Source organism: Nonomuraea sp. NPDC050691 (genome assembly GCF_040654455.1).
Lineage (GTDB): Bacteria > Actinomycetota > Actinomycetes > Streptosporangiales > Streptosporangiaceae > Nonomuraea.
Window position 1 is genome coordinate 1 of the sequence record NZ_JBFAIA010000028.1, and the last position, 22,748, is coordinate 22,748.

At 73.0% G+C, this 22,748-nt stretch carries 14 protein-coding genes; 7 read left to right on the forward strand and 7 right to left on the reverse strand.

Features of this window, described 5'->3' with window-relative positions:
• Window positions 1-2,851: type VII secretion protein EccCb (gene eccCb, locus AB0H81_RS14385; protein ID WP_358373965.1), on the forward strand; the 2,851-nt coding region annotated here is incomplete at its 5' end.
• A 10-nt stretch (window positions 2,852-2,861) separates the two neighbouring features.
• The gene (locus AB0H81_RS14390) at window positions 2,862-5,369 is read left to right on the forward strand and encodes a hypothetical protein (protein ID WP_358373968.1); all 2,508 of its coding nucleotides are present in this window, start codon (window positions 2,862-2,864) and stop codon (window positions 5,367-5,369) included.
• On the opposite strand, the gene AB0H81_RS14395 is transcribed toward AB0H81_RS14390, so the two are convergent.
• Entirely contained in the window at window positions 5,327-11,437 is a 6,111-nt protein-coding gene (locus AB0H81_RS14395) for a hypothetical protein (RefSeq protein WP_358373971.1), read from the reverse strand. The two genes, AB0H81_RS14390 and AB0H81_RS14395, sit on opposite strands and share 43 nt — an antisense overlap.
• Before the next feature lie 6 nt (window positions 11,438-11,443).
• Complete coding sequence (locus tag AB0H81_RS14400; RefSeq protein ID WP_358373973.1) at window positions 11,444-11,764, reverse strand: hypothetical protein; 321 nt, start codon at window positions 11,762-11,764, stop codon at window positions 11,444-11,446.
• Window positions 11,765-11,835: 71 nt separating this feature from the next.
• Between AB0H81_RS14400 and AB0H81_RS14405 the strand changes: the two genes are divergently transcribed.
• Together AB0H81_RS14405 and AB0H81_RS14410 are read left to right on the forward strand one after the other, a co-directional pair.
• The gene (locus tag AB0H81_RS14405; RefSeq protein ID WP_358373975.1) at window positions 11,836-12,147 is read left to right on the forward strand and encodes a hypothetical protein; all 312 of its coding nucleotides are present in this window, start codon (window positions 11,836-11,838) and stop codon (window positions 12,145-12,147) included.
• A complete protein-coding gene (locus tag AB0H81_RS14410) occupies window positions 12,144-13,322 on the forward strand; it encodes a WXG100 family type VII secretion target (RefSeq protein WP_358373977.1) in 1,179 nt (392 codons plus the stop codon). The genes AB0H81_RS14405 and AB0H81_RS14410 overlap by 4 nt, the downstream gene beginning before the upstream one ends.
• A 16-nt stretch (window positions 13,323-13,338) precedes the next feature.
• Here the strand turns inward: AB0H81_RS14410 and AB0H81_RS14415 are convergent, their stop codons facing one another.
• Together AB0H81_RS14415 and AB0H81_RS14420 are read right to left on the reverse strand one after the other, a co-directional pair.
• Window positions 13,339-14,172, reverse strand: coding sequence for a hypothetical protein (locus AB0H81_RS14415; protein ID WP_358373979.1), 834 nt, complete (start codon window positions 14,170-14,172; stop codon window positions 13,339-13,341).
• 1 nt (window position 14,173) lies between these two features.
• Window positions 14,174-14,497: a hypothetical protein gene (locus AB0H81_RS14420; RefSeq protein ID WP_358373981.1), complete on the reverse strand. Its 324-nt coding sequence runs from the start codon at window positions 14,495-14,497 to the stop codon at window positions 14,174-14,176.
• Window positions 14,498-14,620: 123 nt separating this feature from the next.
• On the opposite strand from AB0H81_RS14420, the gene AB0H81_RS14425 reads away from it, so the two are divergent.
• Window positions 14,621-15,046 (forward strand): YbaB/EbfC family nucleoid-associated protein, encoded by a 426-nt coding sequence (locus AB0H81_RS14425; protein WP_358373984.1) that lies wholly within the window; start codon window positions 14,621-14,623, stop codon window positions 15,044-15,046.
• A gap of 111 nt (window positions 15,047-15,157) precedes the next feature.
• Here AB0H81_RS14425 and AB0H81_RS14430 read toward each other — a convergent pair whose 3' ends face one another.
• The 3 genes from AB0H81_RS14430 to AB0H81_RS14440 all read right to left on the reverse strand — a co-directional run bounded on the left by AB0H81_RS14430 (window position 15,158) and on the right by AB0H81_RS14440 (window position 19,043).
• A complete protein-coding gene (locus tag AB0H81_RS14430) occupies window positions 15,158-17,305 on the reverse strand; it encodes a hypothetical protein (protein WP_358373987.1) in 2,148 nt (715 codons plus the stop codon).
• Window positions 17,306-17,452: 147 nt separating this feature from the next.
• On the reverse strand, window positions 17,453-18,619 hold the full coding sequence (locus AB0H81_RS14435; RefSeq protein WP_358373990.1) for a S8 family serine peptidase: 1,167 nt from the start codon (window positions 18,617-18,619) through the stop codon (window positions 17,453-17,455).
• 151 nt (window positions 18,620-18,770) lie between these two features.
• On the reverse strand, window positions 18,771-19,043 hold the full coding sequence (locus AB0H81_RS14440) for a WXG100 family type VII secretion target (RefSeq protein WP_175587694.1): 273 nt from the start codon (window positions 19,041-19,043) through the stop codon (window positions 18,771-18,773).
• 196 nt (window positions 19,044-19,239) lie between these two features.
• Between AB0H81_RS14440 and AB0H81_RS14445 the strand changes: the two genes are divergently transcribed.
• Together AB0H81_RS14445 and AB0H81_RS14450 are read left to right on the forward strand one after the other, a co-directional pair.
• Window positions 19,240-20,991 carry a biotin carboxylase N-terminal domain-containing protein gene (locus AB0H81_RS14445; RefSeq protein WP_358373993.1) on the forward strand — a complete coding sequence of 584 codons (1,752 nt, stop codon included), beginning with the start codon at window positions 19,240-19,242 and terminating at the stop codon, window positions 20,989-20,991.
• Between the two features lie 177 nt (window positions 20,992-21,168).
• Window positions 21,169-22,566: a hypothetical protein gene (locus tag AB0H81_RS14450; protein ID WP_358373995.1), complete on the forward strand. Its 1,398-nt coding sequence runs from the start codon at window positions 21,169-21,171 to the stop codon at window positions 22,564-22,566.
• Window positions 22,567-22,748 lie beyond the last annotated feature (182 nt).

Consider the following 22,748-nt stretch of genomic DNA (forward strand, 5'->3'; position numbering starts at 1 on the left):
GTCCAAGACCCGGCTCGGCGACGCCGACCAGCTCGACTACCTGCGCGCCGAGGGCCTGGCCAGGCAGCTCGCCCCCCTGCGCGCCTCGGCCAACAACGCCGGCGAGCCGGAGGACGTGCTCGCGGCCAACACCACCCTGACCGACCTGCTCGGCATCGGCGACCCCCTGCGCCTCGACCCGGCGCTGACCTGGCGCCCCCGGGCCGGCCGCAACCGGCTGCGCGTGCCCATCGGCCTCGGCGCCGACGGCCGCGTCGTCGAGCTGGACATCAAGGAGTCGGCGCAGGGCGGCATGGGCCCGCACGGCCTGGTCATCGGCGCCACCGGCTCCGGCAAGAGCGAGCTGCTGCGCACGCTGGTGCTCGGCCTGGCCGTCACCCACTCCTCCGAGATCCTCAACTTCGTCCTCGTCGACTTCAAGGGCGGCGCCACCTTCCTCGGCCTGGACTCGCTCTCCCACGTCTCCGCGGTCATCACCAACCTGGAGGACGAGCTGCCGCTGGTCGACCGCATGTACGACGCGCTGCACGGCGAGATGGTGCGCCGGCAGGAGCTGCTGCGGGCCGCCGGCAACTACGCCTCCCTGCGCGACTACGAGCGGGCCCGCGAGCAGGGGGTCGACCTGGCGCCGATGCCGACGCTGTTCGTGGTGCTGGACGAGTTCAGCGAGCTGCTGTCGGCCAAGCCGGAGTTCATCGAGCTGTTCGTGATGATCGGCCGGCTCGGCCGCTCGCTCGGCGTGCACCTGCTGCTCGCCTCGCAGCGGCTGGAGGAGGGCCGCCTGCGCGGCCTCGACACCCACCTGTCGTACCGCATCGGCCTGCGCACGTTCTCGGCCATGGAGAGCCGCGTCGTGCTGGGCGTGGCCGACGCCTACGAGCTGCCGTCGGCCCCCGGCAACGGCTACCTCAAGTTCGACACGACCGGCATGACCCGGTTCAAGGCCGCGTACGTGTCCGGGCCCTACCAGGCCGACCCCCGCCACGCCCCGGCCGACGGCGGCTCCGCGCTGCAGACCCAGATCGTCGAGTACGGCCCCGGCCACGTGCCGATCCCCGTCGTCGAGCAGCCCGCGAAGGAGGTGGCGCCGGCCGAGGAGAAGGGGCCGCAGCGCAGCCTGCTCGACATCGTCGTGGAGCGGCTGGCCGGTCAGGGCCCGGCCGCCCACCGGATCTGGCTGCCGCCGCTCGGCGAGCCGCCCACCCTCGCGCACCTGCTGCCGCCGCTGTCCGTCACGCCCGAGCTGGGCCTGTCCACGCCAGGCTGGGACGGCCGGGGCCGCCTGCACGCCGTCGTCGGCATCATCGACAAGCCGTTCGAGCAGCGCCGCGACCCGTACTGGCTGGACCTGTCGGGCGCGGCGGGACACGTCGGCGTCGCCGGCGGCACCCAGAGCGGCAAGAGCAACGTGCTGCGCACGCTGATCACCAGCATGGCGCTCACCCACACGCCGCGCGAGGTGCAGTTCTACTGCCTCGACTTCGGCGGTGGCACGCTCTCCTCGCTGGACGGCCTGCCGCACGTCGGCGGCGTGGCCAGCCGCCTCGACGCCGAGCGGGTCCGCCGGACCGTCGCCGAGGTCGCCGGCCTGCTCCAGCGGCGCGAGCGCGACTTCACCGAGCGGGGCATCGACTCGATGGTCACCTACCGGCGCCAGGTCGCCGACGGCACCATCCCGGGCGACGGCTGGGGCGACGTGTTCCTGGTGGTCGACGGCTGGCTGACCATCCGGCAGGAGTTCGAGGGCCTGGAGGCCGTGATCACCGACCTGGCCGCCCGTGGCCTCGGCTACGGCATCCACGTGATCGCCTCCACCAACAAGTGGTCGGAGTTCCGGGCCAGCATCCGCGACCTGTTCGGCACGCGGCTGGAGTTCAAGCTCGGCGACGCGTACGAGTCGGAGGTCAACCGCAAGGCCGCGCTGGCCGTGCCGGAGGGAACCCCGGGTCGCGGCCTGACCAAGGAGGGCACGCACTTCCTGTCGGCGCTGCCCCGCATCGACGGCGTCCGCGGCACCGACGACCTCGCCGACGGCGTGCGCTCGCTCGTGGACATCATCAGCGCCTCCTGGCAAGGTCAGGGCGCCCCTCCGGTGCGCCTGCTGCCGTCGCTGCTGCCCGCCGCGTCCATGCCGAGCCCGGAGGAGACCGGCGCGAACCGCATCGCGATCGGCATCGACGAGGCGTCGCTGTCGCCGGTGCTGCTCGACTTCGACGTCGATCCGCACTTCGTGGTGTTCGGCGACACCGAGTGCGGCAAGAGCAACGTGCTCAAGCTGATCATGGAGGGCCTGGTCGCGCGGAAGACGCCCAGGGAGGCCATGATGATCGTGATCGACTACCGCCGGTCGCTGCTCGACACGGCGGTCACCGACCACCGCATCGGTTACGCCGCCTCCAGCGCGGCCGCGACCGATCTCATCAACGACGCCCGCAGCGCCCTGCTCAAGCGGCTGCCGCCGGCCGACCTGACGCCCGAGCAGCTCCGCTCGCGGAGCTGGTGGGAGGGGTCCGACCTGTACATCGTCGTGGACGACTACGACCTCGTCGCGACCTCGTCCGTGAGCCCGTTGCAGGGGCTGGCCGAGCTGCTGCCGCAGGCCCGCGACATCGGCCTGCACCTGATCCTGGCCCGCCAGATGGGCGGCGCCGGCCGGGCCCTGTACGACCAGGCGGTGCAACGGATGAAGGAGATGGCCACCCCGGCGCTGATCATGTCGGGCAACAAGGACGAGGGCGCGCTGTTCGGCAACGTCCGGCCGCAGCCGCAGCCGCAGGGCCGCGGTTTCTACGTGGACCGCCGGTACGGCTCGCGGCTCGTCCAGACCGCCTACCTGGAGCCGTCCGCGTAGGTTGGCTGCCGTGTCCGAGGTGCGTTACCGGGTGGCGGACCCGTCCTTCCCCGGCCTGGCCGAGCTGACGGCCGGGCCGGAGGGCGTCGTCCGGCTCCGGCACGAGACGGCCGCCGGGGTGCGGGGCTGGACGGCCGAGCTGGACCCGGCGGTGTGGCCGTGGCTGCTGGACGCGCTGCGCGAGGCGGGCTTCCCGGACGCGGCCCCGGAGCCGCCGGTGCCGGGCGACCCGCTGTGCGAGATCACGGTCACCGGTGCGGACCCGGCGGGGACGCTGGTGGCGACCTGGCCGGGAGGCGGGGCCGTCGGGCGCGGAGACGGCGCGGCCGGGCCCGGAAGCGGTGCGGCAGGGCCCCGAGGGGGCGCGGCCGGGGTCGGTGGGGGGCCGGTCGAGCTCGGGGCCGCGCTGCGGATCCTGGACGCGCTGGTGCGGCAGGTCGGCGGCGACGCGCTGGGCGAACGGGGGGCGGGCGTCCCGGACGAGCTGCCCCCGCTGGCCCGCCGCCGCGCCCCCGATCCCACCGTCGCGTCGCCGGACCACACCGTCGCGTCACCCGGGCCCGCCGTCTCGTCGCCGGGCGTCCCGGTGAGCACGCGCTTCGGCGCGCCGGGCGCCGCCGCGATCGGCGTGGCCGGTGGGCGGCCCGTGTACGCCGTGTCCCGTCCGGGCGTGACCTTCGCCCTGTACGGCCTGCCGGACGAGGAGCCGCTGGGCGGCGCCGCCGTCACCGACACGCCCGCCCGCTCCCTCGCGCTGGGCACGGCCGGCGGCCGTGACCTCGTCGCCGCCGGGGACGACGACGGCGTCATCCGGGTCTGGGACACCACGGGCGGGCAGCTGCTGCACTCGGCGACCGGCCACGGCGGCCCCGTCAGGACGCTGGCGGCGAGCGGCGGCCTCGTCTACACGGGCGGCGACGACGGCCGGGTGCGGGTCTGGGACGCGGACGGGTCCCTTGGCGCCATGCCGGACGGCCACCAGGGCGCGGTCACCGCCGCCTGCACCCACGGCACGCTGCTGGTCACGGGCGGGGACGACGGGGTGGTACGCCTCCTGGACGCGACGGACGGCCGCCTCCTGCGGGTGCTGGGCGGCCACGACGGCTGGGTGAACGCGGTCGCCGCCTGGGAGGGGCTCGTCGCCTCGGCGGGCTCGGACCGGGTCGTGCGGCTCTGGGACCCGGCGACCGGCGAGCCGCTCGGCGCCCTGGACGGGCACGGGGCGAGCGTGACCGGCTTGGCGTTCCTCACGGTGGAGGGACGGGCGGCGCTGGCCTCGTGCGGCCTGGACGGCGAGGTGGTGGTCTGGGACCTCCGGGAAGCGGCGCCGGTGGCGCGCTGGCGGGCGGGCGCGTGGGCGGCCGGCCTGACGGCGGCAGGCGGGGCCCCGGCGCCGGACGCGGGCGACCGGCATGTAAGCGTGGGCGACCGGCATGTGAGCGCGAGCGACCGGCTCGTGAGCGTGGGCGACGGCGTGCGGGTCTGGGAGGCGGACGGCACGCTTCTGACGGTCCTCTCGACGGCCCCGGCGACGGCGGTGGCGGTGGCTGGGAGTACCGGGCAGCCAGGAGAGCGGGCCGTGGCCGGGAGGGCCGGGCAGCGGGGAGAGCGGGTCGTGGCGGGGTTCCCGGACGGGGTGGTGCGGGTCTGGCGGTTCGCGGACGGGGAGACCGCCGTCGAGGAGGTGCATGGGCCGGGCGGCGGCGTCACGGCGGCGGTGTCCCGGCCCGGCGAGGGCGTCCCGGCCGCGGCGCCCCGGGTGGACGGCGGCGTCACGGCTCTGGCGTCGGACGGGGCGACGATCGTCTGCGGCACCGCCTCCGGCGCCGTCCGGCTCCACCACGCGCCGGCGCCCCGGGCGACCGCTGCGCACGGCAACGACGCGGAAGGCGCGCCCGGCGGCGTGGTCGTGCCCACGCCGCATTCCGGGGCCGTGACGGCGCTCGTCCTCGACGGCCGGCTGCTGGTGTCCGGCGGCATGGACGGGACCGTGCGGACCTGGGACGCGCTCTCCGGCCGGCCGCTGCGCCGCCTGCTCGGCCACACGGCGGGCGTCATCGCCGTCGTCACGAGCCGGGTGAACGGCCGACCCGTCATCGCTTCGAGCGGCTACGACCGGGTCGTCCGGGTCTGGGACACGGAGACGGGCGAGCCGCTGCTGATCCTGCACGGGCATCCCCTCCCCGTGTACGCGCTGGCGTTCGGCACCACCCAGGACGGCCGTGCCGTTCTCGCCTCGGCCGGCTACGACGGCCGGATCCCCGTGCGCGACGCGGTGACCGGCGAGGACGTCGCCGTGCTCGGCGGCGCCCCAGGCGCGGTCCGGTGCCTGTGCTTCCTCGCCCCGGGAGTCCTGGCGGCGGGCACCGGCGACGGCACCGTACGGGTGTGGCGCCTGCCGGAGGAGGAGCCGGTCGCCGAGACGCGGCTGGCGGAGACCCCGCTGGCCCTGTCCCCCGGCCCGTACGCCGTCACTCAGGGCGGGGTGAGCAGCTTGAGCACCCTGAACTGGGGATAGCGGATCTCGGTGACCCCCACCGCGATGTAGGCGTTCTCCAGCGTCTCCATCCTCCGCGTCCACGCCAGCTGCACACGCTGGGCGTCGACCGGCCGTGCGGACGGCACGAGCGAGGGCGCGTAGTGCCGGGCGACCAGTCGCCCGTCCTCCGTGACCGCCAGCGCGTACTGTGCCCTGGCCAGGGGAAGTCCCCGCGACCCCGGACCGTCCACGGGACGGTAGTCGAGAGAGAAGACGAGCCGCCCATCCGCCAGGCGCCAGTCGCCCAGCTCGGCGCGGATGCCCGCGCCCGGGAACTCGACCTCGGCGACCCGGCGCAGCCACGCCTCGACCGCCTCGGGGTCGGCGGCGCCGGCGCGCAACATGTCCCGCAGCGTCTCCCCGGGCGGCAGCCCGCGCGGGGCCGCGTCGACGACGTCCTCGCCCCGGTCGCCCCACCGGGCCGCGTCGCGCTCCAGCGGCGTGGCCGCGTCGTCCAGCGCGACCCGGACGGTCAGCGGCGCCTGGTCGAGCTCCTGCCTGGCCCGCTCCAGCAGCACGGCGGGCGACTGCTCCTCACGCACGGAGTAGGGCGCCTTGTCGTGACGGCTGGCGAGCCCGCCCAGGAAGTGGACGTCCTTCTCGGTCAGGGGCCGGTCCGCCGGTCTGCCCAGCAGGTCGTTCACGCTGTCCCGCAGCCAGCGGCCGTCCGGGAGCGTCTCGTACGGGCCCCGGCCGAGCCACACCGTCAGGCCGTGCAGCCGGATCAGCTCCTCGGCGTTGAACGAGTGGTCCCGGTGCGTGCCGTACACCTCGGCGGCGAGGTCGCTCAGCGCTCTGGTGTACCGGAGGTGCTCGTGGGTGACCTGGTTGAAGGTGAGTCTGTCGCTGACGCGGTCGTTGCCGAAGAGGGTCACGACGCGGTCCAGCACCCGGACGTGCTCCAGCCAGGAGCCTTCCACGGGAAAACGCTTCAGCAGGATCCGGATGTGGTTCGGCACCACGCCGCGCTCCGGGTCCGTCCTGGCCCAGGGCATCGGCTGGACGGGTTCGCCGGCCGGCACCCGGTCGAGGGGCACCACCGGCTCGGGCACGTCCTCGCGGATGAGGTGCTCGTTCAGGGTCCACAGGTGGCGGTCGCGCAGTCCGGCGACCTCGGGCACGGCGAGGCGCTGGAGGTCGTGCACGCCCGCCCATCCCCGGCCCGGGCTGGCCCACTGCACGACGGCAGGGCCCATGACGCTGCCGTCGCGGGCCGGCCGGTCAATGCCCAGGACCCGCGTGACCTTGCGCATGCGCGGGTCGACGGACTCCAGGTCCAGGCCCAGCAGCTGCCCGATCTTCTGGGCGTGGAGGTTGAGCGGCGCCAGCTCGGCCAGCACCGGCAGGTCCGCCCAGGTCTTCCAGCGCTCGGGGACGCGGTGCGTCAGCTCCACCCGTTCGCCCTTGCCCGCGCCGGCCGGCGCCCGCTCGAACTCCACGCGCACATGCAGCTGGGAGCCGTCCACCGGGAGCCGGTGCTGGTGGTTGAAGTGCAGGTCGACGGCGTCACGCACGTCGGAGAAGATCTTGAGCAGGGCCTCGGGCGCCAGGTCTTTCGCCACGCCGTACCGCAGGGTCAGCGTGAACTCGGTGACCCGCTGGAGCGTCCCGTCCGCGCCGCGCGCCTGCATTCTGCGCGCCTCGACCGTGTACGCCTCCGCCCTGGTGATGACGTGGGCCTCGGCGCCCTGCCGCACCGCCGCGATGGAATCCTCACCCACCGTCTTGCGCGGATCGAGGGCGTAGGCGTGCTCCTGCCGGAGGACCTCCCGCATCTCCCCGCCCGCGACCAGCGGGGCACGGGATCCGGCGTCGGCGGACGAGGTGTGGGCCTCGGAAGGCGAGCCGTCTCCGGCGTCGGTGCGCGCGGTCTCCCTGTCGTGCCGGACGAGGTCGGCCCGGTCCGCCCACCTCGGGTCGAGCCAGGCAGGTGCTCGCACCTCCTCCATGCCGAGCTGACGGACGACCTGCTCTACCAGGTGCAGGGCGGGCGCGTCGGTGCGGAAGTCCAGCGGTCCCCGCGCCTGGGTGTGGTCCCCGTGGGCGATCGTGGCCCCGCCGTGGCCGCCGGCTCGTTCGAGCTGGACGCGCACGTGGAGCTGGTCGCCGTCCTCGGTGCGGTGCCGGCCGTTGATGTACACGTCGAGTCCCTTCTGGAGACGGGCGTTGAAGGCCCCCAGCTCCGACGCCGACAGCCGCGAGGAGACCTTGATCCGGACGGTGTACTCGGTGATGTGCCTGCGCTCCCCCGCGGCGTCGTAGCCCTCGAAGCGGCGCTGCTCGACGCGGGCCGCCCCGGGGTCGGCCGCCCGGAGCGTCAGGACGTCGGCGTGGGCGCGCTGGGCCTCGGATCTCGCCGGTGTCACGGCGTCCTCGGGATCGAGCGCGAACGGACGCGCTCCCCAGTCGTCGAGCATGGCGGCGAGCGCCCCCCGATCGTCCTCCCCGATGCGGTGGTTGGGCGGGAACCGGTCCGGGCCGCCCGGCCGGGCGGGGGGCGCCGGGAGCGCTGACCCGCCGGGAGGATTGCCGACGCCGTGGATCCGGTCCACCATCTGGGCGAAGTCACCGGCGTCGAACCCGTGGCGCCAGGCGCCGTTCTGCAGCGCCCTGAGCTCCTTCGCTATCCGCGGGTGGGAGACATTGCCCTCCGCCAGGGCTTCGGACTGTTCGGCCGCCGAGGCGAACAGCTCGGCCGCGCGCCGCGTGGGCCCTGGACCGGGAGGCTCGCGGAAGAACTCGAGCTCCCCCGCGGCCCTGTGCAGCGCGGCCGTGCCGGTCTCGCCGGCCCTCGTCGCGCCAGCCGTGAAGGCGTACCACTCCGCCATCCGGGACAGTCCCTCGATCAGGCGCGGCGTGGGCGGCGGGCGGTCCCCCAGCACGGCTGTGGCGCGCTCGAGGATCCAGCGGCCGTCCGGCACGTGGCCGGTCGGACCGCCGCCGAGGTAGTGCACGAGGGTGTGGGCGCGCAGCACGTCCATGACCTTCAGGTCGGACGGATCGGCTCCGTAAATCCAGCGCATCGAGCTGTGCAGCGCCTTGACGTAGTCGACATGCTGTTGTGTGACGCCGTTGTCGAAGATGCGGTCGGCGTGGTCCAGCGCCCGCAGGTGGTCGACGAGGTCCCCGCTCTGGTGGGGGTACTGCTTCAGCAGATCGCGCAGGTGGGCGGGCAGGTCGAGGTTCGCCTTCAGGTACGCGTCCCGGGACATCTCATCGGCCCGCACCCGGGGCCCGGCCTCGCCTATGCCCGTGCCCTCGTGGTGCCCGGGTGTGTCGACGCGCCGGTTCTCGGCCTCCGCCTGGTGCAGCAGCCTGTCGATGTAGGACAAGTGGTGGTCGCGCAGTCCGGCCAGTGGCGGCACCTCGTGACCGTGGTGGTCGACCAGCTGCCCGCCGCGGCTCCAGCCGAACGCGAGCGCGTCGCTCATGAGGTTCGCGCCGAACCTCCGGCGACCGTCCGTCAGCGTCCTGCGCCCGGCGTGGTCGGCGTCATGATATTCGTCGACCAATCCGAGGTGGTGCCCCACCTCGTGCGCGTGGATGTGCGGCGCGTCACCCGCGTACCAGGTCACCTGGTTGGCGCGTCCCTCCCCGTTGCGGAAGGTGACCACCTCCCGCGTGCCCGGCGCGGCGTTCTCGACCCTCTCGAAGTCGAGCCTGACATGGAGCTGACTGCCGTCCGAGAGCCGGTGCTGGTGGTTGTAGTAGAGGTCGACACCGTCCATCGCGCTCGCCTGCAGTTGCAGGACTTCGTCCGGCGTCATCCCCCGCTCGGCCACCCAGCGAATCTTGACCGCGACCTCGGTGACCCATCTCGTCTCGCCCCCGGTGCGCACCCCGATGCGACGGACCGTGACGTCCGCCGACCTGTCGAACTCCGCCTCTATGCGCGCGGCCAGCTCCGCGCCGTACGAGCGGACGACGTCCGCGTCCATGCGCGTACGCTTCTCCACCCGGTGCGCGGGGGCGTCCTCGCGGAAGGCGGCCCACTCGCCGGCCCGCACGGCCTGCCGCGGCTCGATACGGTTCGCCCGGTTCCCCCGGAGCCGGGCCAGTTCCTCGGCGGTGTGGATGGGCAGGAGGGGAGAACGCCGGTCCGGGTTCAGCACGGTGGTGGAGCTGTAGCGGACGATCGGATGCTTGCCACGGCCGCCGCCGGAGGTCGGGGTGGCCGGGATCGGGACTTCCGTCTGGGCGGCCTGGGGGGCTCGGTCGCCGTGGTGATGAGGGGAGCCCGGCGCTTCGGTGCGGCGGCCGGTGAACGTGGTGCCGGGGTCCTCGAAGCGCACCGGGCCCGCGGGCGGCCCGCCGTCCCCCTGCCGGGAGGCGGCATTCGGGGTGGCGTCGAGGGCGGGGGCGTCCGGGACGTGCGGACGGGCGCCGGTGTGCGGTTCCGGCGTGGCGGCGGCCTGGTGGGTCGGCTGGTTGGCCGGCTGATGGGTCGGCTCGTGCGTGGTCTGGTGGGTGGGGTGGGACTCCTGGGGGACCGTGCGGTTGATCAACGAGTCCACCGTGCCGCGGTCGGGCGTGGCGGTCCGGGGTCTGTCGTGGCCCGCCGTCTGGACGGCGTCCGCCTGGCCGTCGGGCACGGTCCGGTGACCGGCGGCCGTGGTCGGCTGATCGGCCCGCACGTGCGGCTGGGGGTCCGGCCGCGCGGAAGGCTGGGGGTCCGGGCGCATGGAAGGCTGCAGGTCCGGGCGCGCGGAAGGCTGCGGGTCCGCCCGTACGACCGGCTGCGGATCCGGCCGCCCTGAAGGGTGCGGGTCCGCCCGTACGAGCGGCTGCGGGTCCGGCCGTAAGGGAGTCTGCTGGCCGGCGAGCGCATGGGACTGGTCCGGCCGCGCGTGCAGCGCCGCCTCCGCCACCTGGACGTGGCCCCCGTGGTCCGGCCTGGCCGCCGGGACCTCCGCGAGAGCCGTGTGCCGGGAACGCTCCCCGGCGGCCACCGGAGCGGCCTGCGCGACCTCCTCCGCCCCGGCTCGGGCCCGCGCGGGCTCCTCCAGCCGGGGGGCGGCGGCCAGGACGGGGTCGCGGTCGGCCGGGCGCGGGAGCGCGTCGACGTCCGGCCGCCGCCGCGCTCCTCCCGCCTCCCCGTCGGCCGGATGGTCGCCAAGCGTGTAGGTGTCCTTCGCGGCCCCGTGGTGGGCGGGGTCCGGCTCCGGTCCCTTGGTGAGGGGCGTGTGAACGTCGGCGGCCGCGGCGCCCTTCACATGCGGCATGGCCCCCGGGCTCCAGGTCCCCCAGTGGCCGTCGGCGCCTCCGACGGCGCCCGAGGTCATGCCCTTCAGCACGAGTTGCCAGTCGACGCCGGGTCTGCCGTCCACCAGCTCCGAGGCCAGCGTCGCCCCGCCACTGGCCACCGCGGAGTGTCCCATCAGCGTCCACAACGACCGCAGGGGCATCGCCCACGCCAGGCCCGTCATCAGGCCGCCCGTCAGCGCGCCCATGCCCGCGGACATGCCGGCCTGCTTCCAGTCCACGCCGTCGCGCCGCGACTGCGTCGCCTGGACCAGGACGTCCATGCCGCCCATCAGGCCGCCGAACAACGCGATGTTGATCAGCAGCCTCCTGCGGAACTCCTTGATCGTCCACCGGGCGGCCTGGGCACGCAGTTTCATCAGCCGCAGCGCCAGGCGCCCGGCCGCGGTGAGCAAGACCAACGACAGGGCCAGGAGCTGCGCCACCAGCAGCAACACGGTGAGGCGCATCAGCCGTTTGGTGAACTGGATCTGCACCCCGAGGTCGTTGCACGAGACCGCCAGCCCGACCAGCCGGGACACGAGCGCGGCTTGACGGCCTCCCACCTCGCGATCGACGTGCGCGACGAAGGCGCGCAGCGCGGCGCCGTCCCAGGAGTCGCCGATGCCCCGCAAGAGCGAGGCTCCGTCGCCGTCGACCCCCCGCACGACGCCCTTGGCGGCGGCGAGCAGCGCGTCGGCCAGCCGGAACAGGGCGTTCTCGTCGCCCTGCGGCCAGTCGGTTCCCAGCACCCAGCCGACCCACGGGCGTATCCAGGCCGGCACCGGGATGCCGTCGATCCACATGTGCGCTCAGCGCTCCGAGTGGTGATCGGCCGTCCCGTAATGGTCTGCGCTGGTCCGCATGTCCTGGTGAGTGCCGTCCAGCTCGCCGATGTAGCCGTCGAACTCCCGGTAGATCGCTTCGCGCAGGCCGGGGAAGGTCTTGTTGAGCTCGGCCCCGTAGATGTCGTCCCCCATGGGGCGGCCCTCCCGCTCGAACGCGGCGCGCAGCTCGTCGCGCAGGCCGCGCGCGTACTCTGCCTCCTCGCGGGCCGCCTCCGCCCGGCGGCGGATGCCGGACCCGCTCGCGCGATAGCCGTCGGACGGGTGCCCCACCAGTTTCTCCTTCATCACGGACATCAAGATTGTTGTCCACTATGCTCGTTTTTCGCTCGCTTCGTAGCAAGAAGGCGGTTAGTTCCATGAGTGAATGGGTGGACGTCCACTTCCAGGCTCTCGAAACGTGCGGCAACAGGGCCCGCACCGCGGCCAACATGCTGACGGTCCAGGACGTCTTCCAGGACTCCAAGGCGAAGCAGCCCTCCGAGTCCGCCCCGGCGAGCATGTTCGGCGATCTGAGCCATTCCGGGACGCTCGCCGGTCAGGTCAACGACGTCTGGGCGGCGCTCAAGGAGGAGCTGGGCACGGGCCGCAGCCGGCTCCTGGGCGTGGAGAAGGCGATCGACGAGGTGGAGACGAACTTGCGCAAGGCGACGAAGGCGTCCACGGTATGAGCGAGGGGACTCCGGCGACACTGGCGGGGATCTCCTCGCTCCAGGCCAAGGTCAAGGGCGACCCGCAGGGCATCCGTGACCACGCCGCCGCGTTGCGGGTGGCCGCCGCCCACGTCGCGAGCGCCACCGACAAGCTCCCCCAGGCCGTCAAGGCGGTCAACTCGGCGTGGGAGGGCGCCTCGGCCGACGCCTTCGCCGGCTACATGAGCGCCTACCCCAAGGCCGGAACCGGCCTCAAGGAGGCGCTCACCGCCTGCGCCGACGCCCTCGACCGGGCCGCGGGCACCCTGGAGGACGCCCACTCCAAGATCGGCGCCCTGTACGACGACGCGGTGTCCCGCTCGAACACGTACAAGCGGCAATACCTCCAGCAGAACGCCGGGGCCACGCAGAGCGACGCCGAGGCGGCGCTGGCCGCCACCACGATCGTCAGCGGGAACGTCACCCGGGCCCAGGAGATCGTGGCCAAGGCCGACTCGGTGCTCGGCGAGGTGCAGAAGACCCTCGAGGGCCAGCTGGGCTCCGACAAGGAGTTCGGCTTCTTCGGCGCGATCAGGGCCGCGGGCGGCGCCGACTTCGAGCCGGGTACCAAGCAGGTGGAGTGGATCAGGACGTCCGCCGAGGACCGCACAGCGCTCCAGGCCGCCGCCACCGACGGGTCCGGCGTGACGATGGGCGTGAACGGCTCCGGCGGCGGGGGCGGCGGCGGGTACGGCTACACCGGCGGCACCTCGTCGGCCGGCAGCGTCCCCCTGCCCCGGGCCGACATCGTCGAGTACATCAAGGAGGCGATCCGGGTCATCAGGTCGCCGGAGATGGCCGCGGCCATCGAGGGCAAGCAGCGGGGCCTGCTGGACAAGCTCAAGGACCTGGACCCGGACGACCCCAAGGACATCCAGCGCATCTGGACGATCATCTACCACGAGTCCGGCGGCAACCCCAGCGCCATCAACAACTGGGACATCAACGCCAAGAACGGGATCCCGTCCCAGGGCCTGATGCAGACGATCCCGCCCACGTTCCAGTCGAACTCCCTGCCGGGCCACGGGAAGATCCTGGAGCCGGTGGACAACATCATCGCCGGCGTCCTGTACACCTACCGCCGGTACGGCTCGCTGGCCGAGCATCCCGGCATCAGCTCGCTGGAGCACGGCGGCGGGTACCGGCCCTACTGAGCCGGTACCGCCCGCCCTACGGGGTCTTCGGCGCCGGTTCGGGCTTGTTCTGCACGGGGGCGACCCAGTCGAACTGCTGGTAACCGGCCGGCAGGTCGCCGGGCCTGGCCGGGGCGCGGAAGGACGGGTGGCTGTTCACGTCCAGGACGGCCTGCGTGAAGTCCACCTTGGCGTCGCCCTCCGGCAGGACGTAGCCGAACTGGTGCTGCTTGCGGAGCATGGTCATCACACTGTCCAGGCCGCCCTGGAGGGAGGAGCCGAGGATCAGCGTCATCGCGGCCACGCCGCCGTTGGTGCCCGCGGCGATGGCCGACTCCAGCATGCCGCCCCAGAACTTGGTGTGCGGGTACGCCTGGAGCTTCTTGGCGAACACCAGCAGGGTCACCGTGATGGTGGCGAGGACGGCCAGCCGCGCCCAGTAGCTGCGGTAGCCGGCGGCGACCTCGTCGAGCATGCTCGCGATGTCGCCGATGGCGCTGCGCAGAGCGCCGATCTCCCGGCTGAAGACCGACACGACCTTCTCGAACTCCTGCTCGTCGGCCGCGATCCACTCCTTCTGCGCGGCCCTGGTGAGCTGGGGCAGGAGCTGCTTGACGCCGTCGTCGAGCCGGGCGGACACGCCCTTCTTCCAGGTCGAGGCGGCTCTCGCTATGCTCGGCTCGTTGGCGATCGACATGCTGGCGATGGCGACTGCCGGCAGCAGCCACTTCGACAGCTGGGGCAGCCGCTTCAGCTGCTCCAGCACCTTCGGCCCCAACGCCTCGGGGATCTGTGGCTGGGGTGGCGGGTACGGGCTGTAGGGCCCCAGGATGGGCAGGGGGCCGTGAGCCGAACTGCCGAAGGGTCCCATGTCAGCGGTACCTCACGATGCTGTGGTCCTCGGCGGCACGCCAGTTGCGCCGGCACTGGTCGAGTCCCCGCACCCAGCTCTCGACGGCCTCCTGCGCGTCGCCGAGCAGCCTGTCGGCCTCGTGGCGGATGGCCTCGTAGGTGTCGCCGAGGATCCAGTTGCCGGGATAGCCGAAGCCGGGCGAGTCGATGCTGAGCGTGCTGACGATCTGCCGGAAGTGGACGAACCACTCCTTCAGCTCGTCGTCGCACCGATCGCGCACGTGCGCGATCGCGCGGGACGTGACGTAGATTTCCTGCTCAACCGCGGCTGCCTTTGTGCTCACATGTACGGATTTTCCATGATTTATGGTGGCGGGAATCGCGTTCCCGCCACCTTTAATGATCAGTTAGTCGGCCCGTCAGGCTCTGCTCAGCATTCGTTCACCTGGCGCCGGTGGCGTGAGCGCATGGATTTCACGGACCCACGCCTCGCGGACCTCGACCGGATCATCCGGGACGGCGAGCGCTCGATGCGTGAGCTGGAGCAGGCCATGCAGGCGATGAGCCGACTGACCGGCACGGGCGAGAACCGGGCGGGAACGGTGACGGCGCGGGTGGACTCCGCGAGCCGCCCGACCGAGGTGCGGATCAGTCATCGGGCCATGCGCCTCGACCCGGACGAGCTGGGACAGCACGTGGTCGAGGCCGTGCGCGCCGCCCAGGAGGACCACGAGCGCCAGGTCCAGGAACTGATGGGCGGCTCCACGCCCACCCCCGACGCCTCCATGCTGGGCACGTTCAAGCGCGACCTGGAGGAGATGCAGGACTCCTTCAGCCGCGAGATGGGAGAGCGCATGGACGGCCTGCGCAGGCGCCGCCACGACGACTTCTGACCCGTACCACGGGCGCTCCTGGACCCACGGACCTCCGAAACCCGCGGACACGGAAACGGCGGCCGGGAGGATGATCCTCCCGGCCGCCGTCATGTCAGGGACTGGCCGGGGTCAGCCGCAGTTGCCCCAGTCCTCGCCGCCGCTGCCGCCGGCGGTGCTGCCGGAGTACTTCACGCACTTGCCCTTGGCCGGAAGGTAGACCGGGCCGGCGTAGTAGTCGTAGCTTCCGCTGTCGGTCTTGGTGGCGCCGCCCTGCACGACCAAGGTGGCGCTGACAGAGGTCTTCTTGCCGATGTCGGCGGTCTTGAGCGTGACCACGCAGTTCTGGCCGGTGCTGTTGTTGTAGAGCTGGTACGCCGTACCGCCCGCGAACGAGGTCTGCCGCTGGACGTAGTACCCGGAGCCGCACACCGAGGTGGGGCTGTGGGGATTCGTCCTCGGGGCCTCGGTGGTCTTGGTCGGCGTCGGCTTCGGAGACTGCGTGGTCTTCGTCGGCGTCGGCTTCGGAGACTGGGTCGTCTTCGTGGGCGTCGGCTTCGGAGACTGGGTCGTCTTGGTCGGCGTCGGCTTCGGAGACTGCGTGGTCTTCGTCGGCGTCGGCTTCGGCTCCGGCTCCCTGGTCGGCTCCTTGGAGGGCTCCCGGGTGGGCTCCGGCTCCTTGGTCGGCTCCTTGGTCGGCTCCTTCGTGGGCTCCTGCGTCGGGGTCGGAGTGGCCTCCGGCGCCTTCGTCTCGGAGGGGGCCGGCGACGGGTCCTGGCTCGGCTTCTTGGTCGGCCTGCGGGTGTGCTTCTCCGACGGCGTCTGCGTGGGCTGCTGCGCCGGGGTGGTCGCCGTCGGCTGGACCGGGACGCTCGGCTGCCCGGTCGGCTGCGTCACCACCGGCTGAGTGGGGATCGCTGCCGGGGTCGGCACCGTGCTGAACTCCGGCGGCGTCGCCCCCTGCGTGCTCGGCCAGTCGGTCGGCAGCACGATCGGCGCCACCTCCGTCGGGTCCGGGCTGGAGGAGGCGGCCCATGGCACCGTCAGCTCCGGCTGCGACTGCTGCGGAGCGGGCTGGCCGGGCTGGGCCGGCTGCTGGCCCACGGCGGCGTCGCCGCCGGAGCCGCCGATCGCGGCCACGCCGCCGCCCGGGGTGGTCGTGCCCTGCGCGGCGACCTGCTTGAGGGTCTGGGTGTCCGCGTACCGGCCGGCGCCCCACAGGCCCACGGCCGAGAGCACCACGGCGGCGCTGACGGCGGCGACCAGCCCGACCGGGAACGACCTGCGCGGGGCGCCGCCCTGCTGCTGCCCGCCGGCGGGCATCTGGTACACCTGCTGCGGGCCCTGCGAACCGTTGGGTCCCTCCCAGCCGTTGCCGGGCTGGGGCACCGGCGGCGGGCCCCACGCGGGCTGCGGGTTGGCGACCGGGACGCCCTCCAGCGGAGGCAGGTACTCGGTCACCTCGTGCGACGGCTGGGCGAAGTGCTCGGTGGACTGCATCGGGACCGGGACCGGCGCGATGACGCCGCCGGAGGCCGGCCCGCCGGGGACGGAACCGTCCGCGGCGCCGATCGCGCCCTTGTCTCCGAGGAGCTGGAGCAGCGCGGTGTACGTGGTGGGGCGCTGGGCGACGTCCTTGGCCAGGGCCGAGAGGACGACGCGGCGCATCGGGTCGGCGAGCGTGCCGACCTCGGGCTCGGCGTTCAGCACCGCCTGCTCGTCCTGGCCGAACGGCGCGCGGCCGGTCGCCGCGAAGGCGATCACGGCGCCCCAGGCGAAGACGTCGGCGTAGGGGCCGTAGCGCAGGCCGCCGATCTGCTCCGGCGAGCGGTAGCCGACCTCGCCGACGGCCTCACCGAGGTCGACGTCGGTGACGCGCGGCCCGTCGGGGCCGAGGATGACGTTGTGCGGGGTGAGGCCGCGGTGCGTGACCCCGGCCAGGTGGATCGCGGTCAGGGCGGTCAGCACGCCGACCGCGACGCGCTCCAGCGTGTCACCGTCGAGCGGGCCGTCGGCGGCCACGGTCTCGGCGAGGCTGCGGCCCTCGATGTGCTCGCGGACGACGTACGGCTGCTCGCCGTGCATGCCCGCCTCGATCGTGCGGGCCACGTAGACGCTGGAGATGCGCTGAACGCCGGTGAGACGTTCGGCTTCCTCGGGGCCGGCACCCGGGACCGCCGGCAGTAACTTGATGACTCGCGTGGGCGCGTCGTCGGCCTCACGGCCGAGGAAGGCGTCGCCACGTGCGCCTTCGTCGAGCCGTCCGAAAATCGCGTACACGCCCAACCGCTCAGGATCCCCCGGCCGCAGAGGGTGCATTGTTGTCCCTTCAGGTCAAAGCATGAACTCAGGCATATTCAACCAAAGTCGTCACTTTTGTATCAGGAGTTTCGGGCGGCCACCTGACAGTTCATGGTCAGGACATCTTCACGACGGACGGCCCGCCCGCCAGCGACGGCGCCTTCCCAATGGCAGCACCCGCGTCCCAACAGCGGCGATGCCCGCCAGCGCCAGCGCGCCCCCCGTGACGCCCAGCGCCACGTTGATGGTTTTGTGATCGGGAGGCGGCGCCTTCGTTATGGCCCCGGCGGGCAGCGGGGAGGCCGCGGGCTGGGCGACCACGGGCGCGTCAGCCGGCTGGAACGGCAGCACCGCCGTCACGGCCAGCGTCGGGTTGACCATTCCCGCCCCGGTGGCCTTACCGACGATCCCGTCGGCGGTCGCGATGATGCGCTGCCGCACCTGCTGCTGGTCGAGCTTGGGGAAGCGCGAGCGCACCAGCGCGGCGACGCCCGCCACGAACGGCGCCGCGAAGCTCGTGCCCTGCAGGTTCGTCTGGTACCCGCCGCCCGGCCACGGCGCGGTGATGCCCACACCCGGCGCGAGGACGCCGATCGGGGTCGCGGTGCTGGAGGAGTCGGCGCGCCGCCCGTCCGGGCCCGCCGAGCCGACCGACAGCACGCCCTCGTAGGCGGCCGGGTAGGCGGGCTCGTCCGTCCCGTCCTCGTTGTCGATGTTGCCGGCCGCGGCCACGACCACGATGTCCCGGGCCAGCGCGTCCTGGATGGCCGACCTGAGGTCGGGGTGGTCCGAGGCCCTGATGGACACGTTGATGACGTCGGCCCTGCGCTCGATCGCCAGCCTGATGCCCGCGGCCAGGTCGCGGACGTCGCCTTCCTTCTTGTTGCCCTGCTTGATGGAGATGATCTCCGCCTCCGGCGCGACACCGTGGAAGGGCACGCCCGCGACGTACCTGGCTCCCACGATGCCCACGATGGCGGTGCCGTGCCCCACGCAGTCGCGGTAGCCGGTGTGGGTGACGTCGAGGAACTTGGAGACGCGCAGCTGCGGGTGCCTGTAGTCGGCGCCGCTGTCGACGACGGCCACGGTCACGCCGGCGCCCCTGGTGAGGCGCCAGGCGTTCTTGACGTCGAGCCGCCGCTGTCCCCACGGCTCCTGGGCGGAGAGCGTGACCGTGCCCTTGCCGGGGTCGCACTCCTCGGGCGCCGTCACCGCCTGGGCGGGACGCGCGGCCACGGGGGCGAGCACAGGTTGCAGGGCCAGCAGGCTTGCCAGGACGACGCGACCCATCATGGCGGAAAAGCGTAGCTTGCCGGATTCGGCGGCGTGACGTCCCCGCCGATCACCGGCGTTCGGGATGAGCGGAGTTCCGTCCCCGGCGCGTGTACGGCGGCCCGGGCGTGACGAAGCCCCGGCGGGCGGGCGCCGGGGCTCCGGGCGGTGCTCAGCGGGTCGCGGACTCGATGTTGCCGCGGTAGGTGTTGATGACCCGGGCGGCCTCCTGCAACTCCTCGGTCATCCGCTGGAACGCGGTCCGGTAGTTCTGCCAGGCTCCCTGGAAGCGCTCGGCCCCGGGACCGGTCCAGGCCGTGCCGACCTTCGACGCCTCGCGGTCGAGGGCGGTCATCGTGGTGCGCACCGCCTCCGACTGCTGGGTGAACTGCGTCGCCATCGACTGCATTTCCGCGGGGTCGCCACCGAGCAGGCTCTGGCCCATGCATACCTCCTGGATCGTCGTGATAGCGCACTCACCATAGGCGCGCGGCGGGGGCCCATCGCCCCTGTTATGCCGAGCGGCTATGGTCGTCCAGAGGATCATTCGGCTTTCTCCTGTGCGGATCGGGGCGCCTGGGGGAAGGCGAATACCGGCACCTAGACTCCGTTGAGTGCCCGTCGAGGAAGGACGAACGTCGGTGCAGAAGGTTCTCATCGCCAACCGGGGCGAGATCGCCGTGCGCGTCGCCCGCGCCTGCAAGGACGCCGGCATCGCCAGCGTGGCCGTCTACGCCGACCAGGATCTCGATTCCCTGCACGCCAGGACGGCCGACGAGGCGTACGCGCTGGGCGGCCAGTCCCCCGCTGAGACGTACCTCGACATCGCCAAGCTGCTGGACGTCGCCCGCCGCTCCGGCGCCGACGCCGTCCATCCCGGCTACGGCTTCCTCTCCGAGAACGCCGACTTCGCGCAGGCCGTGATCGACGCGGGCCTCGTCTGGATCGGGCCGCCGCCCGCCGCCATCGCCGCGCTCGGCGACAAGGTGCGCGCCCGGCACATCGCCCAGAAGGTCGGCGCGCCGCTGGTCGCCGGCACCAAGGACCCCGTCTCCGGCGCCGACGAGGTCGTCGCGTTCGCCGAGGAGCACGGCCTGCCGATCGCCATCAAGGCCGCGTACGGCGGCGGCGGGCGCGGCATCAAGGTGGCCCGCCGCATCGAGGAGGTCGCCGAGCTGTACGAGTCGGCGGTGCGCGAGGCCGTGGCCGCGTTCGGCCGCGGCGAGTGCTTCGTCGAGCGCTACCTCGACCGCCCCCGCCACGTCGAGACCCAGTGCCTGGCCGACCGGCACGGCGGCGTGGTCGTCGTCAGCACCCGCGACTGCTCCCTGCAGCGCCGGCACCAGAAACTCGTCGAGGAGGCGCCCGCGCCGTTCCTGAGCGACGAGCAGCTGGAGATCCTCTACTCCAGCTCCAAGGCCATCCTGCGCGAGGCCGGCTACGTCGGCGCCGGCACCTGCGAGTTCCTCGTCGGCCAGGACGGCACGATCTCCTTCCTGGAGGTCAACACCCGGCTCCAGGTCGAGCACCCGGTCACCGAGGAGGTGTCGGGCATCGACCTGGTCCGCGAGATGTTCCGCGTCGCCGACGGCGAGCCGCTCGGCTACGACGACCCGGTGCTGCGCGGCCACTCCATCGAGTTCCGGATCAACGCCGAGGACGCCGGCCGCAACTTCCTGCCCGCGCCGGGCACGCTGACCGAGCTGCGTCCCCCGGCCGGGCCGGGCGTCCGGCTCGACTCCGGCTACGAGGCCGGCATGACCGTGCCGGGCACGTTCGACTCGCTCGTCGCCAAGCTCGTCATCACCGGACGCACCCGGCGGGAGGCGCTGGAGCGCAGCCGCCGGGCGCTGGCCGAGTTCGAGATCGACGGCATGCCGACCGTGCTGCCGTTCCACCGGGCGATCGTGTCCGACCCGGCCTTCACCGCCGAACCCTTCTCCGTCCACACGCGGTGGATCGAGACCGAGTTCGACAACACGATCCCGCCGTACGAGGGCGAGCAGGCCGCGGCCGAGCCCGCCGCCCGCGAGAGCGTGACCGTCGAGGTCGGCGGCAAGCGCCTGGAGGTCGTCCTGCCGGCCGGCCTCGGCGCGACGGCCGCCTCCGCGCCCGCCCCGGCGGGCAGGCGGCCCAAGCGGGGCGGCGGCGGCGCGCAGAAGACGGCCGGGGGCGGCGACGCCCTCGTCAGCCCCATGCAGGGCACGATCGTCAAGATCGTGGCCGGCGACGGTGACACGGTGTCCGAGGGCGACACCGTCGTGGTCCTGGAGGCCATGAAGATGGAGCAGCCGCTGGCCGCCCACAAGTCCGGCACGATCACCGGGCTCAGCGCGTCCGTGGGGCAGAGCGTCACCGCGGGCGCGGCAATCTGCGAGATCAAAGACGCCTGACCCGGGATACACCGGGTAGGACACCTGCCCTGGGGGGACACCCGTTCCCGGTGCCGCCGTCCCCTTGGAGGGGTCGTCACGCGCCGCACCCACCTCATACGAAACGAGTGACGTGCCACAGTGAGGAACTTCGCCGACCGCCCATTCGTCCTCAAGGACGAAGGAGGCTTGCTGCCCATGACCCAATCGCTGCGCCGAGCCGGGGCCGCGACCGCGGCTCTGTTCGCCGGTCTACTCGTCGTCCTCGCGCTGTCCCCCGCCGCCACGGCGGCCACGGCGCCGCCTGACGCGCAGTCCATCGTGTCCTACTGGAAGGACAAGAAGGACCGCCTCTACGTGGAGTCCGGCTCGCCGCTCACCTCGGACCAGCAGTCCACCATCCGCGACACGCTGAAGGACTCCAAGAGCGACGTCTACGTCGCCGCGCTGCCCGACGGTTCGGTGACCGACCCGAAGAGCTACGTCAGCGGGCTGGGCAGCGCCACGGTGAAGGCCAAGGGCGGCGGCCAGGTGACCGTGGCCGTGCTCGACGGCACCTCGCTGTACGCCATGTCCAACTTCGGCCGTCCCGGCATGACCGACCGGCTCTCCAAGCTGGCCGTCCGCAACCACCAGGACGACCTGGCAGCCGGCATCGAGGACTTCGTCTCCCGGGTCAACCTGATGGCCGAGAACAAGAAGTCCGCGCTCGACTCCGGCCCCGTGGGCGGTGACGGCGGCGGCGCCGGCGTGCTGGTCGGCCTCGGCGCCATCGCGCTGGCCGGCGGCGGCGGCTACTTCCTGTACTCCAAGAACAAGAAGAAGAAGCAGGCCATCCAGGACGCCAAGGACCTGGCCGCGGTCAAGCAGACCGTCGAGGAGGACGTCACCAAGTTCGGTGAGGAGATCACCGCGCTCGACACCGACGTCACCCTCGCCGGCCAGGGCGGCTCCCACATCCAGGAGTGGCAGCAGGCGCTCGACGCCTACGAGAAGGCCAAGACGCAGCTCGCCGCCATCCAGCGGGCCGACCAGGTGCGCGAGGTCACCCAGACCCTGGAGGACGGCCGCTACGCGCTGGCCGTCGTCAAGGCCAAGGTCAACAACCAGCCCGTGCCCGAGCGGCGCGCGCCCTGCTTCTTCAACCCGCAGCACGGCCCGTCGGTGCGCGACGTGCGCTGGGCCCCGCCCGGCGGCGCGGTGCGCGACGTGCCCGCCTGCGCGGGCGACGCCGAGGCCGTCGAGCGCGGCTTCGACCCGCAGACCCGCGAGGTCATGGTCAACGGCGAGCGCCGGCCCTACTACGACGCGGGTCCCGCCTACCAGCCGTACGCCTACGGGTACTACGGCGGCTTCGGCGACATCATGACCGGCATGTTCATCGGCACCATGATGGGCAGCATGTTCCACGGCGGCTTCGGCGGCTACGGCGCCGGCTACGCCGAGGGTTACGCCGACGGCGGGGGCGACTTCGGTGGCGGCGGCGACTTCGGCGGCGGTGGCGGTGACTTCGGCGGCGGCGGTGGCGGCGGCTGGGGTGACTTCGGCGGCGGCGACTTCGGTGGTGGCGACTTCGGCGGCGGCGGCGACTGGTAGACCGTCACATCGCACGTCATGATCGGGCGCGTCCCCACGGGGGCGCGCCCGTCGCGTTAAGAGGTGCGCCCGTCGCGTTCCCCCGCAAGGTGATGGACGGCGAAAGACGCGCCGGCTCTGGAGATCCGGGACCGACACAGGCGAGCCCCCCAGCGGGCGCGGACCGGTGCCTGCTCACCCCG